The organism is Anaerobacillus sp. CMMVII, from assembly GCF_025377685.1.
GTDB lineage: Bacteria > Bacillota > Bacilli > Bacillales > Anaerobacillaceae > Anaerobacillus.
In genome coordinates this window covers 682848-709200 of record NZ_JACEHK010000001.1, presented here as the reverse complement: position 1 = coordinate 709200, position 26353 = coordinate 682848, and the positions used below count along the sequence as shown (strand labels likewise).

Genomic DNA, 26353 nt, shown 5'->3' with positions numbered 1-26353 from the left:
TTCTATAAAAAAGGGTATATTACGTTTCAATGAGTCAAATTCAGGTCAAATTATAAGTATAAAAGAAATAAGCTTGTCATATTCATTGAATTAGCCTCTATCTAACTAATAGAAATTCATCTACGAAAGGAATTATTGACGTTATGAAGCTTGGAGCCCGGATTTTTAAAACCGGATTATCCATTACCCTCTCTCTTTATGTAGCACTTGCGTTGGGTTTACAACCGCCAATGTTCGCAGCCTTAGCAGCGACATTTGCCATCCAGCCATCTATTCAAAAGAGCTTTCAAACAATTTTAGAACAAATTCAAGCCAATATTATTAGTGCCATTTTAGCAATCGTTTTCGTCTTAACCTTTGGCCACCATCCTTTTGTCGTCGGGGTCGTCGTGATTATTGTTATTGCTATCAACATTCAATTAAAAATGGAAACAATTATTCCATTAGCAGTAGTCACAGTTATTATCATCATGGAAACCCCAACAGATGATTTTATCGCTTTTGCATCTACCCGTTTTTTCCTAATTATGGTTGGTGTATTTTCAGCGTTTATCGTTAATTTATTGTTTATTCCACCTAAGCATGAAACTCAGTTGTACCATAAAATAAATGACAGTACAGAGAATATCATTAAATGGATTAGACTATTAACACGAAACGATGCAAAGCAAAAGATGTTAAAGAAAGATTTATCTAGACTAAAAGAATCAATGGTGAAAATTAATAATTTGTTCCTTCTATACAAGGAAGAACGAAACTATTTTAAAAAGCGCCAATACGCTAAGGCAAGAAAGGTCGTTCTCTTTCGTCAAATGCTCGCAACCTCTAATAAGGCATTAGTGATCCTAAAATCATTGAATCGGCGTGAAAACGAATTGCATCACATGCCTGAAGAACTTCAGGAACTAATTAAAGAACGTCTTGATTACCTAACAAATTATCATGAACGTATCCTATTGAAATATGTAGGGAAAGTAAAAGGCCATACAACTGAAGAAAGTATTCAAGAAGTTTGTCTTGGAAAACAGAAGTTAACAGAGTTATTCGTCCATTTCTATAAAAAGAAGGAAATTGACTCTGATGAATGGCTTCACCTCTTCCCTGTCATTGCCCAAATTGTTGAATACAGCGACCAATTGGAATACTTGGACAAATTGGTTGATAGCTTTTTCAAGTACCATAAAAAAGAGAACAAAGTGAATATAAAGGAAAGAGAAGCATAAGAAAAGCTACGGGATTTTGCCGTAGCTTTTTTAGTGCAGAGTTTTGTGTATTTTGGATTGTGGTTGTACCGGAATGAGGGGTGGGCTTGCGGAACTTGACTTTTTGGAAGGGCACGTTCGGAACGGATTAGGCTTAGAAGAAGGAACCTACCCTTCAGACTACATTTCCTCTTCTAACCGGCACGCTGAAAATTTAAGCTTTATTTTAAGATGATCTTATTCACCAAAAATGAGGCCCAATAAGGACCTCATTTTTGGTGAATAATTAAATTTCCCACACATTCTACATTAAATTAATCACTGCTGTACCTCAAACAACCTCCAGTAAGAACCCTTTTTATTGATAAGTTCCTCATGTGTGCCGATTTCAACGATTGTACCATTTTCTAAGACAACAATACGGTCAGCGTTTGTCACTGTAGATAGGCGGTGGGCAACGATAAATGTTGTTCGATTTTTTGCTAGGCGCTCTAGGGCTACTTGAATCCAATGTTCGCTTTCGGTATCTAAAGACGATGTAGCCTCATCAAAAATTAAAAGCTTGGGACTTTTTAAGAAAACACGAGCAATGGCTATACGCTGCTTCTGACCACCTGAAAGCTTTACACCTCTCTCACCAATCTCCGTGTCATATCCTTCTGGTAACCCCATGATAAAATCATGAGCGTCAGCGGCTCTTGCAGCAGCAATCACTTCTTCATCAGATGCATTAGGGTTTCCCATTAGTATATTAAACTTGATTGAGTCACTAAAGATAATGTTATCTTGTAAAACCATTCCAATTTGGTCTCTCAATGAACGTACTTTAAACTTCCTAATATCTTCTCCATCAAGTAGAATTCTTCCATCGGTAACATCATAAAATCTCGGCAGTAAACTAACTAATGTACTTTTACCGCCTCCACTCATGCCTACAAAAGCAATCGTTTCTCCTTGGCGTATTGATAAGTTAATCTTATTTAATACAGGTTGTTTATCTTCATCATAGGCAAAGCTCACATTATCAAAGGTAATATTACCTTTCACGTTCTTTAGTTCTTTCGCATCTTTAGAGTCAACAATATCATATTTTTCATCCATAAATTCAAAGACACGGTCCATCGATGCAACTGCCTGTGTCAATGTTGTTGACGAATTGACCAAACGTCTTAAAGGATTATAAAGTCTTTCCATATACATGACGAATGCGACCATTGATCCTTTTGTTAAATCGCCGTTAATGACAAGAAAGCCAGCATATCCAATCACTAATATAGGAGCAATATCGGTAATTGTATTCACAACTGCAAATGTTTTCGCATTCCATTTTGTATGATCAATTGCTTTTGCTAGAAAATTCGAGTTTCGTTTATCAAACTGATTTTGTTCATAGTCCTCTAACGCAAAACTACGAATGACTGTCATTCCTTGTAATCTCTCGTGCAGATGACCTTGTACCTCTGCTAATGATTGGGATCTTACCTTTGTTAGGGATCGTAAACGGCTATAAAAATATTTGATTGAAAAACCATAAAGGGGCAGTAAAAGAATTGCAACAATTGTTAACTCCGCATTCATCGTAAACATAATCGTAATTGCAATAACGATCGTAAACATATCCAACCAAACGTTCATTAAACCAGTGATAATAAAGTTTTTCGTTTGTTCAACATCATGGATGACTCTTGAGATAATTTCCCCGGATTTCCGATTCGAATAAAATTTAAGGCTTAATTTTTGAATATGTGTAAATAACTGATCACGAATGTCGTATAAAATTTTACTACTTGTCCACTGTGCAAAGTATTGGCGATAATACTCAACTGGAGGTCGAAGAATAAGAAAAACAAGCAGGACAATTCCCATAAGCCAAACTAACTCTGAAATTTTTTCAGCGTTCGTTACTTGGCTTCCCTCTATAATATCGTCAATAACATACTTTAGAATTAAGGGCATGAATAGTGGGATCCCGAATTTAACCATCCCGATTAAAACTGTCCCAACGATTTCTTTTGTATATGGTCTAACAAAACGTAAATACCGTTTAATACTCCCCAAAAATGATCATCTCCCAAGATAATTTGGAATTTACGTATTAAGTTGATGGTTCAAGTCAATACGTAAATCCCAAAGTCTGTCCTTAATTTACTTAACCTCGACATAGATAGTCGAGGTTAAGTAAATACACTCTATAAATTTTCACTTTAATCCCGATGCTGTAGAAATCTTTCGTACCACATTTCCACAAAATGAGGATCAAAAGGTCCCTTGCGCTGCGTAATCCAACTGATTAACTCTGTCATGCTCGCCTTAATAATATCGTCTAACTCAGGTGGATATTTCATCAACTTACTGTGCTCTTCATATTCATCTTCATCTAAAATAACATATGTCATATCTGGAAACACCTTTATATCTAAGTCATAATCGATATATTTTAACGCTTCCTTATCCCATGTAAAAGGTGTCCCAAGGTTACAATAATAATAGATACCATCTGAACGAATCATCCCAATTGTATTAAACCACTTTTCAGAATCAAAATAACATATTGCTGGTTCTCGCGTTCGCCAATGTCTGCCATCGGCTTCCTTAACTAGGATGCGATCATTCCCACCAATTACAACGTTTGATGTTCCTTTTAACACAATGGTCTCTTCCCAAATTCGATGTATCGTACCGTTATGCTTATAGCTTTGTACTTGAATGCTGCTTCCTGTCTTTGGGAAACTCATACCCTGCTCCTTTCATGATTATTCTGGGCGTCGGTGAGTAACCATCTTATCGTTCCTATCAAGGTACAACTCCACTGTTGGTTCAATAGACAAATAATGCCCTATTAAATAATAGCTAATTCTCCTATAAGGATTTCCCGGTATAATTGGCTCTTCACCATTTTCTTGAATATATTGATCTACCGCTTTTTGAACATTGTCAATCTGCTCAGGAAGTTCAGCTGTTTCAAATATTTCAAAGGTTTCTTTTGACATATAAAAAGGCCGATCAGGTAATCCCTTCAAAATTCCTTTCAGTTGATCAAAATCAATGGAGTGATCATCTAATACAATAGAACGAAGCGAGATACCTTTAGCTAGTCCGTCCGCATATTCATTAACTGCTTGTCTCACCTGTTCAATAGTTACTTGAATGATCTTTACCTCCTCTTTCTCTTTTTTAGGCTTTTTGTTAAAAAACATCGATGATCTCCTCCCTTCGTTGAATATTAGAAAACTGTCCTATACTTCCTTACTAAGCAACTGTTTTTACTATCACTTTTATTATACAGCTTTAAAAGCTAATTTGAAACGAAACAACCACCCTTTTTTAGGATGGTTGCAAAAAATATCATAATTTTCGGGTAAAATCGGTCAATTTCCGCAAAAACTTGAGTGATTCTTCTGATTATCAAAGGATGATTTAAGTGACCTCCGCCCCACTTACTCGTTAACTCCTTGAAGTAAGGGGCTGCTGTCTAAATTGATAAATTCTTGGGAGCGATGTTGAAAAGCTTTCGTTAGATGATCATGTAACGATTTTTTTTGTTGTAACTTTACTTGAATATAATGGATGGCGAATTCAGTCTCTACCTGCTCATCCTTACAACCTAACATACTTTTATAAAGCTCCCTCTCTCTTTTGGTAATCATATCTCTTTCTAGTCGTTGATATTGGGTAATCTCATTTTCAACAGTCAGAATCTGATCGACTAATTCCGCTTGGATTTGGACAAGCTTGTCAAAATCATTGCTTTCCAAGGCGCTCCCCCCTTTATATATACTGTTATATACAAGTTCGTTTCCTGAAGGAGACTTCCTTTGACTAGTATTGTTGTAGGATAGGAACTTTTGTAGATTAATGGAAGACAGATACGTTAATATAACGAAAAAACACTCCTTCGAATAAAGGAGTGCTTCTTCGTTATATTATTGTTGTTGGTTTTTCTTTTGAGCAGATGCTTGGTTTTGTTGACGAACTTCCTGAGCGTCAGTTTCGCTAGCAAATTCTTGATTAAAACCTTGAGCAGATGCTTGGTTTTGTTGTCTTACCTTTTGTGCATTTGTTTTAGATGCTTGGTTTTGTTGTTTCATTTGTATCACCTCCACAAGAATTAATATCTCCACGGGAGGTGTTTTTATCCGAACAAAATTTTTATATTTGTTGGATAAAATCTACTGTTAAACTAACAAAGAGATCCCACCATCGACAATAATGGTTTGACCACAAATCATTGAAGCATCCTCAGATAATAAGAACATCACTGCGTTTGTTAAGTCATCTGGTGTAACAATTCTCCCAGCTGGATTCCGCTTTGCAGCACTTTCTAAAATTTCTTCACGATTTGGAAAATGGCTAAGGGCATCTGTATCAACAGCACCACCTGAAACTGCATTGACTACAATATTCTTAGGAGCCAAGTCAACCGCTAAATAGCGAGTCAATGCTTCTAGAGCCGCTTTTGACACACCAACAAGCGTGTAATTTTCAATATAACGAATAGAACCTAATGAGCTTAAAGAGACAATTTTCCCTCCACCTGTTTTTTCCATGCGCTTGGCTGCTTCTTGGGCACAAAATAAGAGAGCCTTACTATTAATATCCATGGTCCAATCCCAATGAGTTTCCTCTAATTCCATTAGTGGTTTTAAAACCCCTGATGCCGCATTATTAACAAATACATCTAATCGCCCGAATTGCTCATCAATTTGAGCAAACAATTCCTGTATTTTTTCCTTTTTACCGACATTAGCCTTAACAACTAATACCTTACTTCCTAATGCCTCTAGCTCTTTAGCGGTTTCCATTGCTGCATTTTTATTTCTTGCATAATTAATAACTAAATCATAGCCTTTCCCCGCTAACCGAAGCGCTATTTCCTTGCCAATTCCTCGACTACTCCCCGTAACTAAAGCAACTTTTCTTTCCATTCTAATCCTCCTACAAAATATGTATTGTAAACATTATACCGAATACTTCGCAATGAGACTACAAAGACTAACAGGGATGATTAAACTCATCTTTACCTTAGGAGGGCACTCTCATGTATGTTGGCCGAGATATGACTGAATTATCAATGATGTCAAAGCAAGACTGGACAAGCCAAGAATTAGCTTATTTTCACCACAATCTCCAGCAAGTAACCCCTTATCTCAATTCAGAAGGAGTTACAATCCACAGAGAGATTGTGAAAGAAATTATGTCTAGAGGCGGAATGAACCATGAGGAAGCAAGCTACGAGCATGGTTCGAGAGTTCATTACGAGTAAGGTCGGGGTACCGAACGTGACAAACGTTCGGTCAATCACTCATAATAAAATTGCAATGTAAAAAAAGGTTAGGTTTTCCGCTTAACCTTTTTTATAATGAAGAAAGAAACCTATAAAGGAGTTTAACCGATGTTTGACCCTACCATATTTGACAATCTAAAAGTCGTTGTTGAAGGCGAAATATACGACCTCGATCTAGGCGGAGAAATATCGATCTTAAATAGAGAAGACTTTGTTGATCTAGCCACGATGTCACGTCATTTTTCGATCACTTTTCAAAGCGTAACAAGTACTGCCAAACAATGCACAGCTACAATAAAGTTAGAGGCTGATTCTGCTGATTTATACGGTGAAATCTTAGAAAAACCGGGCAACACGGATGTAAATTACTGCTAATAATACAAGGACCAATTAACAATATATCAAGTACACCTGCTATGATTAAGCAAAGATTAGAGTTTTTATGGGAAAACCGTCCTAGTATTCATTTACAACTATATTTTGACTGGAAAAACAACGAAGCACCAGATTACTTCTCAAAAATTTCGTTGTATTTTGATAGAAAAATTAATGAAGATCACCTATCTGATTTTTCACAAATTATTGATCTCCTAGTCGAATCAGTACGAATCGTTGAGGAAATTAATACTAAATAATAATCTCTTTAGAGATTTTCACTAAGATAACATAGTATACTGTGTAATAAGATGAAATGAGGAGGAGTCGTTTAAATGAAAGCTGTTGTGTACAACGAACAAGGGAGTCCTGATGTTTTAAAGGTTGTTGAATTAGATAAACCAACTATTCAAGATCATCAAATTTTAATTGAGGTTGGAGCGAGTGGCATTAATCCAGTTGATACATATTTCCGCTCAGGAATACGTCCTGTTGAATCATTCCCGCAAATTCCACATTTTGACCTTGGAGGAACAATCGTAGAAATAGGTTCTAGTGTCACTAAGTGGAAGGTCGGCGATCGAGTGTGGGCTTCAGGTATAAAAGGAACTGCAGCACAATTTGTTGCTGCAAATGAAGATCAAGTTTTCCCACTAGCAGACCATTTGTCTGATGTTGAAGGTGCAGCGTTAGCAATGGCATTTATGACAGCGCACCTTGCCCTATTTCATAGAGCTAAATTGGAAAAGTCGGACAATGTCCTCATCTACGGTGGCGCTGGAGCAGTTGGTCATGCTGCCATTCAGTTAGCACGCTCAATTGGTGCCTATACTATTGCCACTGCTGGAAACGCTGAAAAAGCTGCACTTGCTAAAGCAGCTGGAGCAGACGAAGTCATTATCTATAAAGAAGAAAACGTCGCTGCGAAAGTAAAAGAACTGACAAAAGGCGCAGGTGTTGACGTCATTCTTGATGTTTCCTTAAGTGATAACATCGAGCAGGACTTGCAAATGATTACCAATGGCGGTCGAATCATTGCTGTTGGCTCACCAAAAAACAATACACCAGAACTTCCATGGCGCTTGCTAAACTTTAAGAATGTATCTTTATTAGGCATATTATTATTTACAGTCCCAAAACAACATCAAATTGAAGCTGGAAATGAGATTAGCCGGCTATTCTCAGAAAAAAAACTTACGGCGCTCGTTGGTAAAACTTTTCCGTTTGCTGAAGCGGCTAAAGCACATGAAGCAGTTGAGGCTAGTCAATACAATGGCAGCATCGTAATTACACCACTTTAATAATTATAAAGAAAGGCAGTCGCTTGCACCAAGTGACTGCCTTTCTAAATTAAAAAGGCTCTTTTCGGACATACTCTTTTCTAGAAGGGTAATTATGAAAGGAATGAAATATCATGAGAGGGTTACACGTTAAATGGTTTACAGAAGCCGAGCAAGTAAGGGAACCGATAGAGAGTATTTTAACTTGGGACTTTTTTTTACTAACCATTGCTATTGCTGCACTTCTTGCTGTATTACCACAAATTATTCCCTATCTAATGCAGTTAAAGTTTGTAAAAGCCGTGGATCGAAAGTTGGCTAGATTGGAGCCATATACAGGTTTAATCCTTAAATACGGAACTGCAATAGCAATTATTCTCCAACTATTCTGGGATTCTATCTTGGCGCCTGAAATTCATCTTACTGGGTTTTCTTTAGCAGTAGGGATCTTTGTAGTTGTCATGCTTTTAATCCCTCACCATTTAGCCACAAAAATCGGGGCAATCGGCATCTTTGTATTGTTTTTTCATTCCCTATCCCAGATAGGCTTATTTCACATTATTGATTATGCCTTTTATTTAGCCATTGCTTTTGCGTTATTGTTACAAAAAACGAAATGGGAACGATTAGGAATGCCAGCTTTGTATCTAGGAACAGGGCTTTCCTTATGCTGGGTAGCAGTCGAGAAGTGGGTATATCAAGAAATGAGTGTTGACATTATTTTAAATCATGCAGTCCCTACATTCGGTTTCGATCCAGCGACATTTGTGCTACTTAGCGCCTTTATTGAATTTGTTGTTGGGTATCTTCTCGTCGTCGGCGTCCTTAACCGTTTGTTAGCTTTGGTTTTAACGCTTATCTTCATTTCAACGACGATGTTGTTTGGTTTACTAGAAGTCATTGGGCATTTCATGGTTCATATCATACTGATTATTTTCATTATAGAAAATACCAGTTTTTATAACCCACCTGTCCAAATGCATACACGAAAAATCGATCAAATCGTTTTTATCTTTTTAAACTTTATATTCGTCTTAGCTACCATTTTGCTTATTTATTATCGATTTGCATAGTTATCACTTTAAGTATTCTAAACCGAGGCTAAGTTCGGAAGGGATTAATAGAAAAGCATTCCGAACCTAGGCCAAGTTGAAAATGGATCCAGCTGAATGATAGAAAAATATCCCTAGGTAAAGCATTTTGGTGATAGCGAGCATTCATTAAACGTACTCTTCCAAAAAAAAAAATGTCAGTCTTCCAAATAAGAGACTGACATTTCTATTTTATCCTAAGAAAATTCCACCATAGAGCAACGCTCCACCGATTACATAAGCGGGATGAACCTTTAATCGTTCTAAGAGAACATAGGAAATTGCAACTATTGCACCTGTTTGTAGTAGCCCTAATTGCGTGTATGAGGTATCAAAAAAGCGATACGCCATTAACCCTAATAAAACTGCAATTGTAGGACGCACTAAGCTTGTCATTGCCTTAACTTTTGGTGAATCCTTAAATTTCATCAATAAACTTAATAACGCAATCATCAAGATTAAAGAAGGGGCAACCGTAGCGAAAACTCCAACAACAGCTCCTAAGATACCACCTTGTTCATAACCTATATATCCTGCCATTTTCGTTGCAATAGGACCAGGCATCGCATTACCTAAAGCTAAAACCTCGCCAAATTCTGCAACCGTAAGCCAACCATAACGGTGAACAACCTCGTACTCAATTAATGGAATAGAGGCTGGACCACCTCCGTACCCAATTATCCCAGGGATAAAGAACGCCAAGAAAATCTCCCAAAAAATCATCAACTCTGTTCACCTTCTTGCTTCTTTTTCGATGGTCTGGTTAATGCAAACAGCAGCAATGCACCAATAATAAATGCGGGATGCAACCCTAAAAAACCAATGATTACAACACTGACTAACAGTAAAATAGAACTTTTAGCCCAACCTAATCCCTGCTTTGATTTCGCAAAGAAATCCCACGTAAGCACGGCCATCATTACACCTACAACTGGGACTACCGCTTTTGTCATTCCTTGAACCCATGTTTGCTCCCTTAATGAAGAAAGAGAGGTTAAAATAACAATCATTAAAATAATGGTTGGAACGATACTTGCTACAATTGCATTTACCATTCCTAAATAGCCACCAACGCGATAGCCGATATAACCGGCCATTTTTGTCGCGATCGGTCCAGGTAAGGCGTTACCGATCGCTAAAATATCACCAAATTCATCTCCATCAATCCACTTATATTTCTCTACAACTTCTTTGTGAACTAAAGGAATTGATGCTGGGCCACCACCGTAACCCAACATTCCTACTCGAAAAAATGCCATAAAAAGCTGATATTGCTTCATTTTTTCTCCTCTTCTCCTTGTATTCGAGGGTGAAAGATCGTCTTTATAATTACCAAGCAGCAATGGCACCATCTGTTCTTGATTCGGTTCCCCCTGCAAGAACTCCAGTGTTTGGATCACGCCAAATAATTTGTCCACGACCAAAGGCACCTGAATTATGAGCAACTTCAATTTTGTGGCCCATTCTTGCTAAGCTTTGAGCTATATGATTAGGCACTGTATGTTCAAGTAACACTGTTTTATCCTTCATCCATTGCCAGCGTGGTGCATCAAGAGCAGCTTGTGGATTAAGCTTAAAATCAATCGCGTTCATCACAACTTGCATATGACCTTGTGGCTGCATAAATCCACCCATCACACCAAATGGTCCTACCGGTTGATCCCCCTTAGTTAAAAAACCTGGGATAATCGTATGCAACGTTCGTTTTCCTGGTTCAAGACGGTTATCATGTGTTTCATCTAATGTAAAATTATGACCACGATTTTGTAGAGCAATACCTGTGCCTGGAACAACTAGTCCAGAGCCAAAGCCCATATAATTACTTTGGATAAAGGAAACCATATTGCCTTCATTATCGGCTGTTGCTAAGTAAACAGTTCCTCCCTTTGGCGGTTCGCCAGCAGTCGGCATTAAAGCTTTATCCGTAATGAGTTCGCGTCTTGAGGCAGCATACTCATCTGATAATAAATCAATAGTAGCAACACTCATCTTGTCTGCTTCTGTAATATATTTCAACCCATCGCTGAAAGCTAATTTCATTGCTTCGATTTGACGGTGGAAAGTTGTTGCCGTATCGCGATCAGTAAATTCAAATTCTTTAGCGATGTTTAGTGCAAGCAACGCAACTAAACCTTGACCATTCGGAGGAATCTCCCAAACATCATATCCACGATAAGAGACGTTAATTGGATCTACCCACTCTGGTTTAAATGCCGCTAAATCCTCTTTTGTTAAAAAGCCATTATATTTTTTTGAGAACTCATCAATTTTATCAGCAATTTCCCCTTGATAAAAAGCTGCACCTTTTGTTTCTGCAATTAATCTCAAAGTATTTGCGTGGCCTTCTGACTTCCAAATATCGCCTGCTTTAGGCGCTTCGCCATTTGGAGCAAACGTTTCAAACCAATGGTTAAATTCATCACCTTGTAAATTGCTCTTATAGCCTTGATAGGCTTGGTTCCAATAATAGCTTAAGATTGGTGACAATGGATAGCCTTTTTCCGCATAGTCAATTGCTGGCTTCAACACTTCAGCGAGTGGAAGTTTACCAAACTTTTCCGATAATTCAACCCAAGCTGCCGGTACACCAGGGACTGTAACCGGAATCCAACCGAATTTAGGGATTTCCTCATAACCTCTTTCTTTTACTTTTTCAATTGAAATAGTTTGAGGGGATGGACCACTTGAATTTAACCCATGCAATTTTCCCTTTGTCCAGACAAGTGCAAAGGCGTCACCGCCAATACCATTAGACGTTGGTTCGACAACTGTTAAACAAGCTGCCGTGGCAATTGCCGCATCAATGGCATTCCCACCTTGTTTTAAAATATCTAAGCCTGCTTGAGCAGCAAGAGGCTGGGATGTAGCCACCATTCCATTTTGAGCATATGTAGTCATTCTTTGAGACGGATATGGATTATGTAGAGCATCAAATTGTATCAATCTAACGACCTCCCTTTGTTTGTACATCAATTATAAAGCAAAAAAGGAATTATTTCACCGATTTTCATTCGAGAAACGAAATATTTTTAAGTTTTGAGTTTTGAGTTTTGAGTTGAATGCTAAAATGCTTCGAAGTCAATTCCAGAAATAACTCAAAACTCAACACTCTTAACTAGAAGTTCGACCTTGATTGACCGCCATCTACATTTAGGGTGGCTCCTACGACCCAAGAGGCTTTTTCGGATGCTAAAAATACCACAACATTCGCAATTTCTTCAACGGTTCCAAATCGTCCTGCTGGAATTTCTTGTTCGACAAAGGCGTTGATTTTTTCTGGATTTTCCTCGAGGCGCCGTTGCCAATTGCCTGTTGGATGAAGAATTGAACCAGGGGCTACTCCATTTACTCTAATTCCGTCTTTGTTGACCTCATCTGCTAAAGACTTTGTAAAAGAAATCATCGCGGCTTTTGCACCATTGTAGGTTGGCTTTCCACCTGATTCTCTTCCAAATACAGAGGAGATATTGATAATCGCCCCTTCACCGTTATCCTGCATCACTGGCACTGCTAACTTGCTAAAATGAACAGCAGAGAAATAATTTAAGTTCATGGCTTCTTCAAATAGAGACATTTCCGTTTCCATTGTCGTCGATCCGTTACTTCCACCGACATTGTTAACTAAAATATCAATCGTACCAAAATCGTTGATAACACTATTAAAAACTTCTTCGCGACCTTCATTCGTTGTTAAATCTGCTTCGTAGCTCGCATCTAACCTATAGTCAAACAAAGCCTTTTCTAGGTCACCCTTCGACCTAGCAGCGATTGCAACTATGGCTCCCTCTTCTTTAAAAGCCTTGGCAATTGCCTTACCAATTCCTTTTGATCCACCTGTTACTAAGACTACTTTACCTTTTAATTGTAAATCCATTTTTTATTATTCCCCTTTTCAGCTATAACTGTAAGCAATGCTTCATTATTTTCTGATGTGATACTGGAAACGGATATGATTGAATTTCTTTCGCAGATACCCACTCTGCTCGCTCATTTTTTGTTATTCCCTGACTTAATAGCTCCACTTCAAAGATGGTTACATCCCATTTTAAGTGAGAGAATACATGTTCAACATGATATATTTGCTCACCGATCGTCGTTTGAAGGTCGAAGTCATTACGTAAGAATTCTGCTAGCTGTTCTTCCATTTTTGCATCACTCGTAAGTTCGACATTAGGAAATTCCCACAAGTTGGCTAGTAAACCTTGTGATGCCCGTTGATGAATGAGAACTTCTCCAGCCACATTTTTTATAAAAGCACAAACAAGTTTCTTTTCTTTTGGCTTCTTTTTCTTAGCCTTTACCGGTAACTCATGTTGAATATGTTCTTCGAATGCTAGGCAATGCTTTTGAACCGGGCATATTGAACATGAAGGTGACGTCGGAGTACAAATTAAAGCGCCTAATTCCATGAGGCCTTGATTAAACGAAGATGGATCATCAACACTAATTAATGTTGAAATAATCCCTTCAAATTTTACTCTTGTCTTCTGTTTGCTAATATCGTCATAACTCGCAAAAATTCTAGAAATAACTCTCATAACATTTCCATCAACAGCAGGTTCTGGTTTTCCATAAGCAATACTTAATATAGCACCTGAAGTATATGGCCCAACACCCTTGAGCTTGGAAATTTCCGTCTTTGAGTCAGGCACAACACCATTATATTGTTCATGTACTTCTCTAACCGCTGCTTGGAGATTTCTTGCACGGGAATAATACCCTAATCCCTCCCACGCCTTTAGAACCTCACCCTCTTCTGCTGTAGCGAGTGCTTCTATTGTCGGGAATTTATCTAAAAAGCGGTTAAAAAAGGGAATCACTGTTTCTACCCTTGTTTGTTGTAGCATAATTTCTGAAACCCATACCTTGTAAGGGTCTTGATCTAGTCGCCAAGGCAAATCACGTTGATTTCCTTTAAACCATGTTAGTAAATCTTCTTGGAATTGTCTCACTGATGCTTGTTGTTCTAGTTGCATGGAATTCTCCTTTAATCTTCAACCGGTTGTGTTTTAAATGCCCAACAGTTTAGTTTTTCTAAACCACCTTCAATATAAGCTTCTAATTGACTAAAAATAGGGTGGTCTGAGGATTTTCGTAACTTTTTTAGTGCATGATAGTGTGCTAACGTTGGCACTTGAAACATCTCTACATAAAGAAATGCTTGATCCGCTGCGACAAACCATTCAATTCTTTCCGCACTAAATTCTGGCAGTTTATTGAGAATCTCCTTCATTATTTCTTCGTACTTTTCCACTTTAGCCTCTTTTACTTTATATTCGATAAAAATTTGCAACGAAGATGTATTCATATTGCAAAACTCCTTTTTAATCTATATAATTTCGGGTAAAACTAATATATATAATAGAAAAGCGAAAGGATGAAACTCCTTTCGAAAATATAGTTATGGAGGTGCTGATACTTTTGGATACTGGTACACACGTTGTTATGGGAATCGCGATAGGTTCCATTGCAACGTTAGACCCTGTCGTAGCAAATGACCCACTACTGGCACAAACAGTCATGTTAGGTGCCCTTATTGGCTCCCAAGCACCCGATTTTGATACAATACTAAAACTAAAGAATAATGCAAAATATATTCGAAATCATCGTGGAATTACTCATTCAATACCCGCAGTCCTTCTTTGGCCAATTCTTATTACAACTGCATTAGTCCTATTTTTTCCTGGGGTAAATATCTTGCATCTATGGCTCTGGACATTTCTAGCTGTATTTTTACATGTGTTTGTAGATATCTTTAATGCCTATGGAACCCAAGCTCTCTATCCAATCAAAAAGAAATGGATTGCTTTAGGAGTCATTTATATCCTGGATCCATTCATCTTCCTTAGTCATATTGCTGCAATCATCCTTTGGCAAATAGGTACTCATCAAGGGTATACGTTTTTAGGATTATATGGCATCCTGATCTTTTATTATTTGTGGCGCTTTTACGCTCGAAATCAAATCTATAAGAAAGCAAAACAAGAACATCCAGATGCATCACACGTCTTTATCTCACCATCGTACAATTGGAAAAGGTGGCATGTGGTGATCCGAACGCCGAAAATGATGTATGTTGCACAGGCAATTGATGATCATTTGAATTACTTTGAAAGCTATCCTTTTGAACCAATCCCTAATGATCCAATCATTAATGCCGCACTAAAGGATGATAACTTAGCAGCATTTTTGTCCTTTTCTCCATCTTATCGTTGGGAAGTTGTGTATGAGGAGGATCATCATGAGGTTCGATTTGTTGATCTTCGCTATCGCAGTAAAGGGCATTACCCCTTTGTCGCAATCGTTAAGCTAGATGATAACTTAAATATCCTCAGTTCATACACTGGCTGGATTTACAGTGAAGAAACACTAAGGAAGAAACTTCAGTTTGCAACGGAATAATTTGTAGTTTTGAGTGTTGAGTTTTGAGTTATTGAGTAAAGCTACGAAGGGGTTCATTCACAACTCTTAACTCAAAACTCCTACCTCAAAACTATTTAAGTAAGTGCTTAAACTTTTCATTTCTTGAGGCGAATTCATGAAGTCTTTCGCCATAATTTTGAATAAACTGAGTGACGAACATCTCTGTTACCTTTTGTCCTTCGTAATCTCTACCTGCTTTTGCCCTTGTAGCTTCAAAGTCTTCCCAAAGTGCTTCAATCCAACTGCGAGCTAAATCATAATTTAGCTCGTTATTTTTTTCCATCGAAACTTTTGTAAGACGCTCAAATATTTCTTCCATAAATTTAGCTCTCCTTTTGATTACATTTATTTCTTCTTATAAATCTCCATTTAAAACTCATACTAAATCTGTACCGTTAATAAGGAGGTTTTCACCGATGCGTAACAAAGAAAAAGGGTTTCCTAACAGAATGTCTTTCGACGGCGAGCCACGCGCAAAAGCAGAATATTCTTCTAAGCGTGCTAATGGCACAATTAGTGATCATCCTCAGGAACGAATGATGAACTCTAATCAAAAGCGAAAATAATTTAAGTAAGAAACCAGTTTTTGTTTGGATAAAACTAGGAGGTGCTTATCTTGAAAAAATTCACTAGAGACCACCGTGCTAATTATCAAGATCCGTTCCAATCTCCACGTGCAAATCCAAAACATGCGTATGCGCAAGTAAATGGTGAGACTGAACTTAGCCTTCACAACTACGTTCTTCAAGTTCAAACACGCAAAAGAGCGTAGGGTACAAGTTAGATGCTGCCTAACGGTAACCTTCTTAGGTTGTCCATTTGGGCAGCTTTTTTTAGTTCATTTTATTTACTAATAAAGCAATCGGAAATGCTTCTTCTTCCCTATTTTCATTGCCCTGACGATGGCCCCAGGCAAAAATTCCATTCATATAAGAAATCTTGAAAATAGTCCCTTCGCCATCATTAAGTTCATATGACTCTCCTGGCTGAAAGTCGTCTGGATTTAATAGATACGATTTTGCCATGACAATCTTTCGTTCATAGACAGCAAGTTCGTTAACCATCCCCATTTGCTCAGCTTTCTTTGCTTTATCATTTAAGTGCGTAATTTCCTGCCGAAGTTCGTGCTCTGAAAATTGACTATAACGTTTTTCCATAGTTGCTCCTCCATTTATTCAATTTAATCTATTATATCTAATTTAACCGTTCTATGCTGAATAAAACGAAAAAACGCACAGTTCTGTGCGCAATTTTGGTTTAGAAAATATAAGCATAGATTAGACCAATTAATCCTGAAAAAAGCGAATAATACAACATCGGTCCAAGTGTCATTCTTATGATTACTCCTTCTTTCCCTAACAAGCCAACAACTGAAGCTGCAGCAACTACGTTTAGTACACAAATCATATTTCCTGCATTTGCTCCAAGTACTTGCATACTTAATACAATGGTTGGGTCAACTCCAATTTGATCTGCGACACTAAATTGAAACAATGAAAACATCATATTACTAAACGTCGCGCTACCAGAAATAAATGATCCAAGGGCCCCAATTAGCGGAGCAACTAACGGCCATGTCCCGCCCATTAAAGAAGAAGCAGTATTGGCTAACTCAATTGGCATACTCTGCAGGTTAGCATCATTTAATCCGGAGTTGATAAAAATCCTCACCATTGGAACAGCTGTAAATAAGGCAATTGCACTACCAACGATTGCTTCAGCTGACATTTTGAAGGATTTTGCCAATTGTGAACTTTGCATTTTATGGACAAAAAACGTAATTAATACGACAAGGACAAATACTGTCCCCGGAAGATAGAGTGGTTGCAATGAAGTTCCAATATCCGTTCCAAGAATGTTATTCCATGCTATGGTAAAACTTAATAGCCATTGCTTAAATGGCAACACTTCAAGTCTTGTTAGGACAAGGAACATACCTACTAATAAATAAGGAACCCATGCAACAATAAGGGGAAGCTCTTTCTTCATACCCTTTTCTTTAATGTATCCTGCCTCGCTTGCAAACTCTTGGCCCATCCAACTTTGTAGCCAATCAGCTTTTTTCGGAAAATCCCAGCTTTCATCAGGTAATAGAAAACCTTTTTTGGCAGCAGGAACCACCAGAATAAGTCCAATTAAGCCACCAAAAATTGACGGAAATTCAGGCCCTAAAAATGTAGCAACAAGTAACGCTGGAAGAGTAAATGCTAGACCAGCAAAGATCGCAAATTTCCAAACTTTAAGCCCTTCTCTAAACGATCGACGCTCTCCAAAAAACTTCGTTAACAACAGTACTAAGATCAGTGGCAGAAACGTTCCCACAAATACATCAACAGTCATGACTTGAGCCGCTAAAACATTCATGTAATCAAGCATCGCCAAATCGCCTAAGTATGACTGGACAACTGGCGCAATAACCGAGCCTTCCTGCAGGCCCTGATTAACCCCAACAATGATTGGAGTACCTACAGCCCCAAATGAAACTGGACTGCTATCCGCTATTAAGGCTAGGACCACTGCTGCTAAGGGTGGAAAACCTAAGGCAACTAAGAGTGGTGCAGCAATCGCTGCTGGGGTTCCAAATCCGGCCGCCCCTTCGATAAAAGCACCAAATAGCCAAGCAATAATGATTAATTGAACACGCCGATCCGGAGTAATCCCTAGAAAACTGTTACGAATTGTATCGATCGCTCCACTTAGCTTTAAGGTATTCAAGAGTAGGATCGCCCCAAAAACAATGTATAGTATAGATACCCCGATGACAATCCCTTCAAGTGATGCCGCCAAGACTTGGACGAAGGGTACTTTCCAATACAAAATAGCTAGCAGCGCCGTTGCTAAAAGGCTAATTGGCATTGCCTTCACAGCAGGCATTCTGAGAACAACTAAAAAAAGTAATACAGCGATAATGGGGGTTAACGCAACTAAAGATGTGAGCATTTAATGTTTCCTTCCTTTACATCACAATGTCTTAAATGATACTTGTACTAGAGGAATAGATTACTATCCCTCATTTTTCCCTTTCCTCTTCATAATACTCAATAAACTTGTCAATCGAATCGACCGAAAAGCCCTTTCGGTATAAGTATTGTTTAACTTTCTGTTTTTGTTCCCAGCCGCTCTCTTTGTGAAATTTTTTATAAGCTTTTTCACCTTGATATAGTAGCGCTTCCCACTCTTCATCGTTGTCAGCCTCTACTTCTTCATGAACAATCTTGAAGGCTTGTTGGATCACTTCCTGAGAAAACCCCTTTGAGATCAAGAGCATATACAGTTTTCGATCTTGTTCGTTCCGAGAAATCCTTAACTTCGCTGGGTACTTTTTTTGCAAAAATAGAACTGCCTTTTCTAACTGCAAATCATACGTATACAATTGCATACCTAACATCATATCCGCTTCGGAAATTCCCTTTTCCACTAGCTCACGTCTTACTAGCTCTGGGCCCTTTAAAGTAAGGTTTAGTCTTGATTGCACGTAAGCACGCGCAAACTCCTGGTCGTCTAAATAGTTTTCTTTCGTTAATTTCTCAACGATCCTCGTTATAACCTCGGGTTCTAACTCCTTTTTCGATAAATAATCTTTAACCTCTTTCACAGAGCGAATTCGATATGATAAGTAGTTTATCGCGGATTGATAACCTTTACGAATATGATCTTCAGATATGATTTCTGTTAGAAATTCTTTCGTAACTTCTAACCCTTTTCTTAAATGATATGTAACTAAAATTGCTTCATCAACACTAAAGGCATACTCCTCATCAAGGAAAATGTTGTAGCGCTCTTTATTTTTCTTTTGAACCGTAATCTTTGAGATCGTAGGCATAATTCACTTCCTTTCTAAGTGTAGGTTAGTGGCTTTTTCCAGTGTCTTTCTGCATAATGATTTATATAAGGATCTAATAACTGGAGGTGCTCCATGAATATCGTGATATGTGGTGGAACGGGATTAATTGGTTCCAAGTTAGTCGAAAGCCTTGTTAAGGAAGACCATCATGTTTTCATTTTAACAAGAAACACGAAAAATAAGAATAAAACAGCTAATGTCACCTATATCAGCTGGCTAAATGCTGGTGATCAGCCAGAGCATCACCTTGAAAATATTGATGTCGTCATAAATCTAGCTGGTGAAACCATTAATAGTCGCTGGACAAACGAACAAAAAGAGCGAATTTTAAACAGTCGAATTGAAGCTACGGAAAACTGCCTTGCTTTAATGAAAAGATTAACAAAGAAACCTTCTGTTTTTCTTAATGCGTCGGCTGTAGGCTTCTATGGTACATCTTTAACTGAGAGTTTTACAGAAGATCATCAGGAGGCAGGGACTGATTTCTTAGCATCAGTCGTTGAAAAGTGGGAGCAAGAAGCTGAAAAAGCTTCTTCTATAGGGGTTAGGACTGTAATGCTGCGCTTTGGCGTTATCTTAGCAAGTGATGGTGGTGCTTTACAAAAGATGGTTCTCCCATACAAATTATTGGCCGGCGGGACTATTGGAAGTGGACAACAATGGCTCTCATGGATTCATATTGATGATGCTGTTAATTTAATTCGCTTTGCAATCAACAATAAAGATATATCTGGCCCACTGAATATTACTGCGCCCCATCCAATGAAAATGAAGGATTTCGGAAAATCATTAGGACAAAGGATAGGTAAACCACATTGGTTACCTACGCCAAGCTTTGCTCTTAAGCTACTATTAGGGGAAATGAGCTTGCTCGTACTTGAAGGACAAAATGTCTATCCTAAAAAGGCGATTCAACATGGCTTCCGCTTCACTTACCCTACTTTAAAAGAGACATTAGATCATCTAGAAATATAATAGAACGTAAAAAAGGCTTGGAGTGAATATTTCTCTAAGCCTCTTTAAATCTATTTTGAGAATAAATAAGCCATTGTTTAATGGATTAATTTTTCCAGATAATCATGAAGTATTTCATCTGAAGTCGCAATGATTGTCCCATCTTGCATGCCTATAGCAAACTCCTTCATTTCTTTATCGATAAGAAGTTTATGATTAATCTCCAATGTAGGGAAGGTAGCATTTTGATAGTACAATACTCTTTGTTTTTCAAATTCTTTGTTCCAAGTAATATTTGCCTTCATTCCTTCACGACCCGTTCTTTCGTAATATTCTATAATAAATTGTCCATTGTAATACTGCTCATCAGCAAGTAGAAAATTACTTCTTGCCCCTTTGATAATAACCGAAGTTTCTTGAACTACAACTCCATCTTTATATACTTTTGCAGTTATTGTTTGGTTAATATCACTTTCAAATGGTATTTTGTACAGAAGCCAAATACCTATAATAGATATAACCAATATTAATAGGATAACTCTTAAATTCTTCTTCAACAACTTCCCTCCCATGCAAAAAACTACCTCACATTATTCTAAAAATGTAAACGATCGTCTGATGAAATTTTAAAGCAAATGACTACCTATTGTAACTTCTTGTTGAACAATGCTCCTCTTTAATTCAACGAAAGAAAGCTTTACTCCTTCTTGAAGTAAAGCATCCATTAGCTCAACAAACTCCGCTACTGGGATTGCTATTACCGATTAAGTCTAGAAATAAAGAGGATTATGTCATGAAACCATAAAGTATTTCAACAGAAGGTTTTAATAGGGGAACAAGATGATCAAAAGGTATCAATAAGCGATGTTGCTGCGCATTTAGAACGATTAACTATGAAGTGCCTGGTATCATAAATAGTAGAGTGCCTCGTTTATATACAGGAATTAGTGGTTGAGTTAAACTATTGTAAGTATAAGTACTAATTGAAAACTAAATTACGGAATAAGGAGAAGGTCAGATGAAAACGATAGTAACCGATTTACCTACCATAGGAAAGAAGATTACAATGGTGACATCGAAAAATGAGAAAATTACTTTAATTACACATCACACGGGTAAGCGAGATTTATATTTTTCACATGACGTAGATGATGACGAAGCAGATTATGCAATTGAGTTGTCTGCACAAGACACGCGGGAGTTAGGTGCACAATTATTAGGTGCAAGTTATCAGCCTGGGGATACTGACCAAATGAAAATGGTCAAAGGTGCAATGGTGTTAGAGTGGTACACTTTAACTGCAAGTAGTGCTTTAGTTGGTAAGACTTTGGTGGAATCCGATATCAGAGCGAAAACTGGTGCTATGGTAGTTGCGATAACAAGAGGGGAAAATGTCATTGTAAGTCCTTCTGCTGACGAAGTTCTAAAAACAGAAGATGTGCTAATGGTGGCTGGAAGTAGGGAAAATATTTCGTCGTTTGAAGATTGGATAAAAACGCAATACGTCGATTCAAGCAACCGAGGAGTGTGATTTAATGTTCTCGGATTACAACATGATATTAAATAGTGGGCTTTTATTTCTACTCCTATTTATCGCTGGTTTTATAGGCGTTAAAGTGAAAGTACCGAATGTAATTATTTACATATTATTGGGGATAGTTGTAGGTGGATTGTTTACCGATTTAAAACTACTGCATGTAATGGGTGAAATAGGGATCATCTTATTATTCTTTTATTAGGTTTAGAGTTCCCGATAAAAAGATTAGTAGGAATAGCAAAGAAGGTAGCTCCTGCAGGTGTCTTAGATGTTCTATTATGCTTAGGCTTACCTATGGCTCTTTGTATGTTGTTTGGTTTGAATTTACTAACAAGTTTCATTATTGGTGGTATTACCTATGCGACGAGTAGTTCAATAACAGCAAAATTGTTAGAGTCTAATAAGCGTATGGCGAACACTGAAAGTGAGTTTATGTTAGGATTATTAATTTTTGAAGACTTAGTAGCACCGATAGTGGTGGCAATTTTAGTTGCCCTGACTGCAGGTATAGGATTAACTGCATTTGATTTTAGTATGATATTCGTAAAAATTATCGGTATGACTATCCTTGCTATTTTGTTAGGAGTATTCGTATTTAGTAAGCTGGCTGCTTTCTTTGATGCTTATATGGACAGTGATGTAATTATCTTGCTTATTGTAGGTCTAGCTTTAGCTTTTGGTGGTTGGGCATTGCAGTTAGGGTTGTCAGAAGTGTTAGGGGCATTCTTAATAGGAATTACGTTAGCAGAAGTGAAAAGGCCTGAACCTATGGAGCATTTATTGTTACCATTGAAAGACTTGCTATTACCCTTGTTTTTCTTATATTTTGGTACAACGATAGAGTTTGGTGCAATCCCTATGCTGTCCTTATTGATCATCTTAATCGTCTACACAATTGTTGCAAAAGTAATAGTCGGAGTAGTTGGCGGTAGATGGTATGGTTTAAATAAGAAAACTGCATTAAAGGCTGGATTGTCCTTAACAGCGAGAGGTGAGTTTTCGGTAATCATAGCGAGTTTAGCGGTTGGTGAGTATGCCTTGTTTGGGGGAATATATATCTTAATCACAGCTTCAATAGGTATTATATTGTTCCAATTAGCGCCTAAGATTGCAAATAAACTATATGGTAAAGAGAAAACTAAGACGAAAATAGCCATACCTAGTTAGTGTAGCAGGTTCGATTTTTGGGAGACAATTAAAAAAACAAGAAAAATGAAATATATAGCAATCCATTTAACATTAGTAAAAGCACCTGAATATAGCCAGGTGCTTTTTCTCGTATATTATCCTTCTTCAATTAATCCACCTATAACCAACTAATTTTCGGTTCAGTTTTCCCAACAATTCTAGCAATATTTTCACGGTGCCTGTATAGAATTAAAACTAGAAGAAGCAAGGTTGCAAAAGCTGCTGTGATATCTCCTTTCCAAATGATAAGGCCATGCAAAATGATTGCCGAAATAATCGAAGATAGAGAAACTATTTTCGTAATTTTTAAAACCACAGCAAAACCTATAAACATTATTAAAAACAAGATCGGGTCTGCTACTAGCAAAATCCCTCCCGAAGTTGCGACTGCTTTTCCACCTTTAAAGCGTGCAAAAATCGGATAGCAGTGACCAAATACTGCGGGAATCCCTATCACTAATGGACTTAAGTCACTACCAATAAGAAAGGAAGACTAGCAGCAAGTGTCCCTTTTAGAACATCACCTAGAGCTACTAAACCCCTGCTTTCTTACCTAAAACGCGAAAGGTATTGGTCCCTCCTAGATTTCCACTTCCATGACCCCTAATATCTGTTTTATACATCCCTTTCCCGACAATCAAAGCAAATGGAATTGAACCTATGAGATAGCTTAAAATTAAAAGAATAACTAACTCCATACTGTCACTCCTTACAATTATTGGTAAATATTTATAATTTTCTAAATATTAAAATCTTTTTTTATTAAATATATAGGATTTTACTCATTTAAGCTATAATATTGTAATAGATTATTAAAAAAAGCTGTTTTCGCAAAGTTTGTTGCTTTCGTACCTAATAATTTTAGTAAGTCTTACTCAATTTATTGGGTGATTTCCCCAATTATTTTAGGTGAAAAAGCAACAATGTTTTAGAAAAGAGCCTTAAAAAAAAGAGATTAGGAGGTTTTTTATGAAACGAATTGCTTGGGTAACGGATAGCTCAGCTTTCATACCTAATAATATGATTGATAGGGAAGATATATTTATTGTTCCTATTGTTTTAATTTTGGACGGGCAAGAATATCGCGATGGTGTTGATCTTACTGAAGAAGAGTTATATCCAAAGTTAAAAACGTTTACTACTCCACCAAAAACATCCCAGCCAGCGATTGGCGATTTTGTTAATTTATTCAATGAATTAAAAGATAAATACGACGCTGTTATTGCTGTTCATATTTCACGTGCTTTAAGTGGAACAATCTCTGCTAGTGAGCAGGCAGCTGAAATTGTTGGTCTTGATTTGAAAATCATTGACTCTAAAATCTTGTCTTATCCACTTACAGGTTTAATTGAAAGAGGCATCGCACTGAATAAAGAAGGAAAATCTGTTGATGAAATTGTTGAACAATTACAATCGATTGCTAACAATGTCGAAGCATATGTTTTAATTGGTAGCCTTGAGCAACTGCAACGAAGCGGCAGATTAAATGGTCTTAAGTATTTACTTGCAAGTCTCTTAAATATAAGACCTATTATTACGTTTGATGATGGAAAGCTTGAAATTTTTGAGAAGAAGAGATCCAATTCTAAAGCAACTGATCGGATTTTTGAAAAATTTAAACAGTCAATGGAGATATCAAGGAAAAAGGAAATCTTCATTTTACATGCAAATGACGAAAAATTAGCACTTGAGTGGGAAGCTAGAATTCATGAAAGCTATCCGGATCTCAAAGTTTTTGTCGGACCAGTATCGTCCGCTATTACTCTTCATGCCGGAGAAGGAACCATAGCTTAGCTTGGTTTAATGATTAATAAGAAAAGCACAAGCGCCCATTTTAACCCCGACAAAAGCTACTGACCTTGTTCACAACATGTGTTACTTCTAGAGTTACTACATGCAGCTTTGCCTCGAGGACCTACTGGACCACAGAGGCAGCTTTTAAGGGAACAAGCGTTTTTGACCTCGAGGGGCTGGGCGGTGGAGCTAGACATTAACTAGAAGACGTTTATAACTTTCTGATCTTTAAAAAAGTGCTAGATTTTTATAAATATAAATAGCCCTGCAAGCTTTGCAGGGCTATTTTGTATATTGTTTACTGAACAGTAACCGTTCCTGAAAACATATTCATTGTACAAGCATAATTGTAAATTCCTGCATCAAGTGAACCTACTTCGATAAAGTTATCACTACCTGGAGTAATTGAAGCCATGAAATTTAAGTCGTTTGAATATATATAGCTTGAACAACCGAGTAATTTATCGGCTTGAAAGTTTAATACTGAAGGCTCCCCCGCCTTTAAGAAAATGTTATTAGGTTCATATGCAGCAACCTTAACATTTATCACAGCTTGCTGGTCGTTGCCTCCATAGGTAGTCATCGGTACCATGAATTCATTCTTTTCTCCTGATGACAATACGTAATTTTTCCCGTAGGTTGAAATAGCCATAAATAATACGATCATAACCAAAAGAATTGGATTAGCAAAAAAAGGTCTTCGCTCTGGTTCTTTGTTTTTGCTGCTAGCCGACACTTCTTCATCAATTACTTTTAGCAAGACTACCATTACGACGATAAAGACGAATAAAATGAAAAGTATCGTTAAATCGATTTTATTAGGTAAGAGCATGACTCCTAGCATTGCTCCCATCATTCCGCCCATTACTCCAGCACCTAAACCATCTAGTGCTGCCATCATAGAGATTGGCTTTCCAGTTAAATACCCAATCAACATACCATAAGCCACAGCTATAATTGTTGGCGTACTAAGATCGGAATTATAATAGACTCCAAAAATTGTACCCAGCGCCACACTAGACATCATCGCATTTGTCATTGCTATCATCATACCTGCCATACACGTAAGACGGCTTCTCATTTTAAACGTATAATATGTGACGTATACAGTTAGGGCGATAATAATCATCATGCTTAAAATAAGTAACATCACCATTACCTCGACTTTCATCATGGTTTCTTCTATAATTTTTTTAACTTCATGATTCACTATTTAGCTCTGTATGTAGTTGCGTAAAACTATTGCAAATATATAGATTGAAATTCACTCAACTACCATACTTTAATTATAAATGCTAACGTAGGACTAACAATGTATAACTTGTGAAACATTGTTTATTTTCGGAACAGTTTCGTAAACTTTTCATTTTTTAGACTAGGC

General features: G+C 37.4%; 32 protein-coding genes and 1 pseudogene. 14 read left to right on the top strand and 19 right to left on the bottom strand.

What is annotated here, in order from left to right; all coding sequences use genetic code 11:
- Nucleotides 1-143 precede the first annotated feature (143 nt).
- The gene (locus H1D32_RS03875; protein ID WP_261176836.1) at nt 144-1223 is read left to right on the top strand and encodes an FUSC family protein; all 1080 of its coding nucleotides are present in this window, start codon (nt 144-146) and stop codon (nt 1221-1223) included.
- A gap of 297 nt (nt 1224-1520) precedes the next feature.
- Here H1D32_RS03875 and H1D32_RS03870 read toward each other — a convergent pair whose 3' ends face one another.
- From H1D32_RS03870 to fabL, 6 genes are all read right to left on the bottom strand, one after another.
- A complete protein-coding gene (locus H1D32_RS03870) occupies nt 1521-3260 on the bottom strand; it encodes an ABC transporter ATP-binding protein (RefSeq protein ID WP_261176835.1) in 1740 nt (579 codons plus the stop codon).
- Nucleotides 3261-3406: 146 nt separating this feature from the next.
- On the bottom strand, nt 3407-3937 hold the full coding sequence (gene ntdP / locus H1D32_RS03865) for a nucleoside tri-diphosphate phosphatase (protein ID WP_261176834.1): 531 nt from the start codon (nt 3935-3937) through the stop codon (nt 3407-3409).
- Nucleotides 3938-3955: 18 nt separating this feature from the next.
- Nucleotides 3956-4399, bottom strand: a complete 444-nt coding sequence (locus tag H1D32_RS03860; RefSeq protein WP_261176832.1) for a DUF3939 domain-containing protein — start codon at nt 4397-4399, stop codon at nt 3956-3958.
- Between the two features lie 240 nt (nt 4400-4639).
- Nucleotides 4640-4957, bottom strand: coding sequence for a hypothetical protein (locus H1D32_RS03855; RefSeq protein ID WP_261176831.1), 318 nt, complete (start codon nt 4955-4957; stop codon nt 4640-4642).
- A 168-nt stretch (nt 4958-5125) separates the two neighbouring features.
- Nucleotides 5126-5290 (bottom strand): gamma-type small acid-soluble spore protein, encoded by a 165-nt coding sequence (locus tag H1D32_RS03850; protein ID WP_261176830.1) that lies wholly within the window; start codon nt 5288-5290, stop codon nt 5126-5128.
- An 87-nt stretch (nt 5291-5377) separates the two neighbouring features.
- Complete coding sequence (gene fabL / locus H1D32_RS03845) at nt 5378-6127, bottom strand: enoyl-[acyl-carrier-protein] reductase FabL (protein WP_261176829.1); 750 nt, start codon at nt 6125-6127, stop codon at nt 5378-5380.
- A gap of 113 nt (nt 6128-6240) precedes the next feature.
- Between fabL and H1D32_RS03840 the strand changes: the two genes are divergently transcribed.
- The 5 genes from H1D32_RS03840 to H1D32_RS03820 all read left to right on the top strand — a co-directional run bounded on the left by H1D32_RS03840 (nt 6241) and on the right by H1D32_RS03820 (nt 9214).
- Nucleotides 6241-6465: a hypothetical protein gene (locus H1D32_RS03840; RefSeq protein ID WP_261176828.1), complete on the top strand. Its 225-nt coding sequence runs from the start codon at nt 6241-6243 to the stop codon at nt 6463-6465.
- Between the two features lie 129 nt (nt 6466-6594).
- On the top strand, nt 6595-6861 hold the full coding sequence (locus tag H1D32_RS03835; protein WP_261176827.1) for a hypothetical protein: 267 nt from the start codon (nt 6595-6597) through the stop codon (nt 6859-6861).
- Nucleotides 6862-6902: 41 nt separating this feature from the next.
- The gene (locus H1D32_RS03830) at nt 6903-7121 is read left to right on the top strand and encodes a hypothetical protein (protein WP_261176826.1); all 219 of its coding nucleotides are present in this window, start codon (nt 6903-6905) and stop codon (nt 7119-7121) included.
- A gap of 75 nt (nt 7122-7196) precedes the next feature.
- A complete protein-coding gene (locus H1D32_RS03825) occupies nt 7197-8162 on the top strand; it encodes an NADPH:quinone reductase (protein WP_261176825.1) in 966 nt (321 codons plus the stop codon).
- Nucleotides 8163-8275: 113 nt separating this feature from the next.
- Entirely contained in the window at nt 8276-9214 is a 939-nt protein-coding gene (locus H1D32_RS03820) for a DoxX family membrane protein (RefSeq protein ID WP_261176824.1), read from the top strand.
- Nucleotides 9215-9424: 210 nt separating this feature from the next.
- Here the strand turns inward: H1D32_RS03820 and H1D32_RS03815 are convergent, their stop codons facing one another.
- The 6 genes from H1D32_RS03815 to H1D32_RS03790 form a co-directional block, all read right to left on the bottom strand.
- Nucleotides 9425-9955: a chromate transporter gene (locus H1D32_RS03815; RefSeq protein ID WP_261176925.1), complete on the bottom strand. Its 531-nt coding sequence runs from the start codon at nt 9953-9955 to the stop codon at nt 9425-9427.
- Entirely contained in the window at nt 9955-10512 is a 558-nt protein-coding gene (locus H1D32_RS03810; protein WP_261176823.1) for a chromate transporter, read from the bottom strand. The genes H1D32_RS03815 and H1D32_RS03810 overlap by 1 nt, the downstream gene beginning before the upstream one ends.
- A gap of 49 nt (nt 10513-10561) precedes the next feature.
- The gene (locus H1D32_RS03805; protein ID WP_261176822.1) at nt 10562-12202 is read right to left on the bottom strand and encodes a gamma-glutamyltransferase family protein; all 1641 of its coding nucleotides are present in this window, start codon (nt 12200-12202) and stop codon (nt 10562-10564) included.
- Between the two features lie 145 nt (nt 12203-12347).
- The gene (locus H1D32_RS03800; RefSeq protein WP_261176821.1) at nt 12348-13106 is read right to left on the bottom strand and encodes an SDR family NAD(P)-dependent oxidoreductase; all 759 of its coding nucleotides are present in this window, start codon (nt 13104-13106) and stop codon (nt 12348-12350) included.
- 22 nt (nt 13107-13128) lie between these two features.
- Nucleotides 13129-14208 (bottom strand): A/G-specific adenine glycosylase, encoded by a 1080-nt coding sequence (gene mutY / locus H1D32_RS03795; protein WP_261176820.1) that lies wholly within the window; start codon nt 14206-14208, stop codon nt 13129-13131.
- An 11-nt stretch (nt 14209-14219) separates the two neighbouring features.
- Nucleotides 14220-14540 carry a hypothetical protein gene (locus H1D32_RS03790; protein WP_261176819.1) on the bottom strand — a complete coding sequence of 107 codons (321 nt, stop codon included), beginning with the start codon at nt 14538-14540 and terminating at the stop codon, nt 14220-14222.
- A 113-nt stretch (nt 14541-14653) separates the two neighbouring features.
- Between H1D32_RS03790 and H1D32_RS03785 the strand changes: the two genes are divergently transcribed.
- Nucleotides 14654-15634: a metal-dependent hydrolase gene (locus H1D32_RS03785; protein ID WP_261176818.1), complete on the top strand. Its 981-nt coding sequence runs from the start codon at nt 14654-14656 to the stop codon at nt 15632-15634.
- A gap of 91 nt (nt 15635-15725) precedes the next feature.
- Here the strand turns inward: H1D32_RS03785 and H1D32_RS03780 are convergent, their stop codons facing one another.
- The gene (locus H1D32_RS03780; protein WP_261176817.1) at nt 15726-15974 is read right to left on the bottom strand and encodes a YfhJ family protein; all 249 of its coding nucleotides are present in this window, start codon (nt 15972-15974) and stop codon (nt 15726-15728) included.
- A 97-nt stretch (nt 15975-16071) separates the two neighbouring features.
- Here H1D32_RS03780 and sspK point away from each other — a divergent pair, with 97 nt between their 5' ends.
- Nucleotides 16072-16221 (top strand): small, acid-soluble spore protein K, encoded by a 150-nt coding sequence (gene sspK, locus H1D32_RS03775; protein WP_261176816.1) that lies wholly within the window; start codon nt 16072-16074, stop codon nt 16219-16221.
- 50 nt (nt 16222-16271) lie between these two features.
- Entirely contained in the window at nt 16272-16427 is a 156-nt protein-coding gene (locus H1D32_RS03770) for a YpzG family protein (protein WP_396126132.1), read from the top strand.
- Nucleotides 16428-16488: 61 nt separating this feature from the next.
- On the opposite strand, the gene H1D32_RS03765 is transcribed toward H1D32_RS03770, so the two are convergent.
- From H1D32_RS03765 to recX, 3 genes are all read right to left on the bottom strand, one after another.
- On the bottom strand, nt 16489-16812 hold the full coding sequence (locus H1D32_RS03765; RefSeq protein WP_261176815.1) for a YfhH family protein: 324 nt from the start codon (nt 16810-16812) through the stop codon (nt 16489-16491).
- A gap of 100 nt (nt 16813-16912) precedes the next feature.
- Nucleotides 16913-18595, bottom strand: coding sequence for an L-lactate permease (locus H1D32_RS03760; RefSeq protein WP_261176814.1), 1683 nt, complete (start codon nt 18593-18595; stop codon nt 16913-16915).
- Nucleotides 18596-18665: 70 nt separating this feature from the next.
- Nucleotides 18666-19478, bottom strand: a complete 813-nt coding sequence (gene recX / locus H1D32_RS03755; RefSeq protein ID WP_261176813.1) for a recombination regulator RecX — start codon at nt 19476-19478, stop codon at nt 18666-18668.
- A gap of 93 nt (nt 19479-19571) precedes the next feature.
- Here recX and H1D32_RS03750 point away from each other — a divergent pair, with 93 nt between their 5' ends.
- Nucleotides 19572-20474, top strand: coding sequence for a TIGR01777 family oxidoreductase (locus H1D32_RS03750; RefSeq protein ID WP_261176812.1), 903 nt, complete (start codon nt 19572-19574; stop codon nt 20472-20474).
- Nucleotides 20475-20551: 77 nt separating this feature from the next.
- On the opposite strand, the gene H1D32_RS03745 is transcribed toward H1D32_RS03750, so the two are convergent.
- Nucleotides 20552-21010 (bottom strand): hypothetical protein, encoded by a 459-nt coding sequence (locus tag H1D32_RS03745; RefSeq protein ID WP_261176811.1) that lies wholly within the window; start codon nt 21008-21010, stop codon nt 20552-20554.
- A gap of 461 nt (nt 21011-21471) precedes the next feature.
- Between H1D32_RS03745 and H1D32_RS03740 the strand changes: the two genes are divergently transcribed.
- From H1D32_RS03740 to H1D32_RS03730, 3 genes are read left to right on the top strand one after another with little or no spacing between them, the layout of a single operon-like run.
- Entirely contained in the window at nt 21472-21984 is a 513-nt protein-coding gene (locus tag H1D32_RS03740; RefSeq protein WP_261176810.1) for a cation:proton antiporter regulatory subunit, read from the top strand.
- A gap of 4 nt (nt 21985-21988) precedes the next feature.
- Nucleotides 21989-22192: a hypothetical protein gene (locus H1D32_RS03735; protein WP_261176809.1), complete on the top strand. Its 204-nt coding sequence runs from the start codon at nt 21989-21991 to the stop codon at nt 22190-22192.
- The gene (locus H1D32_RS03730) at nt 22177-23157 is read left to right on the top strand and encodes a cation:proton antiporter (RefSeq protein WP_314733344.1); all 981 of its coding nucleotides are present in this window, start codon (nt 22177-22179) and stop codon (nt 23155-23157) included. The genes H1D32_RS03735 and H1D32_RS03730 overlap by 16 nt, the downstream gene beginning before the upstream one ends.
- A 139-nt stretch (nt 23158-23296) precedes the next feature.
- Here the strand turns inward: H1D32_RS03730 and plsY are convergent.
- A pseudogene (plsY, locus tag H1D32_RS03725) lies at nt 23297-23876 on the bottom strand (glycerol-3-phosphate 1-O-acyltransferase PlsY).
- A gap of 271 nt (nt 23877-24147) precedes the next feature.
- Between plsY and H1D32_RS03720 the strand changes: the two are divergent.
- Entirely contained in the window at nt 24148-24972 is an 825-nt protein-coding gene (locus tag H1D32_RS03720; RefSeq protein ID WP_261176808.1) for a DegV family protein, read from the top strand.
- Nucleotides 24973-25270: 298 nt separating this feature from the next.
- Here the strand turns inward: H1D32_RS03720 and H1D32_RS03715 are convergent, their stop codons facing one another.
- Nucleotides 25271-26146, bottom strand: coding sequence for a cupredoxin domain-containing protein (locus tag H1D32_RS03715; RefSeq protein WP_261176807.1), 876 nt, complete (start codon nt 26144-26146; stop codon nt 25271-25273).
- Nucleotides 26147-26353 lie beyond the last annotated feature (207 nt).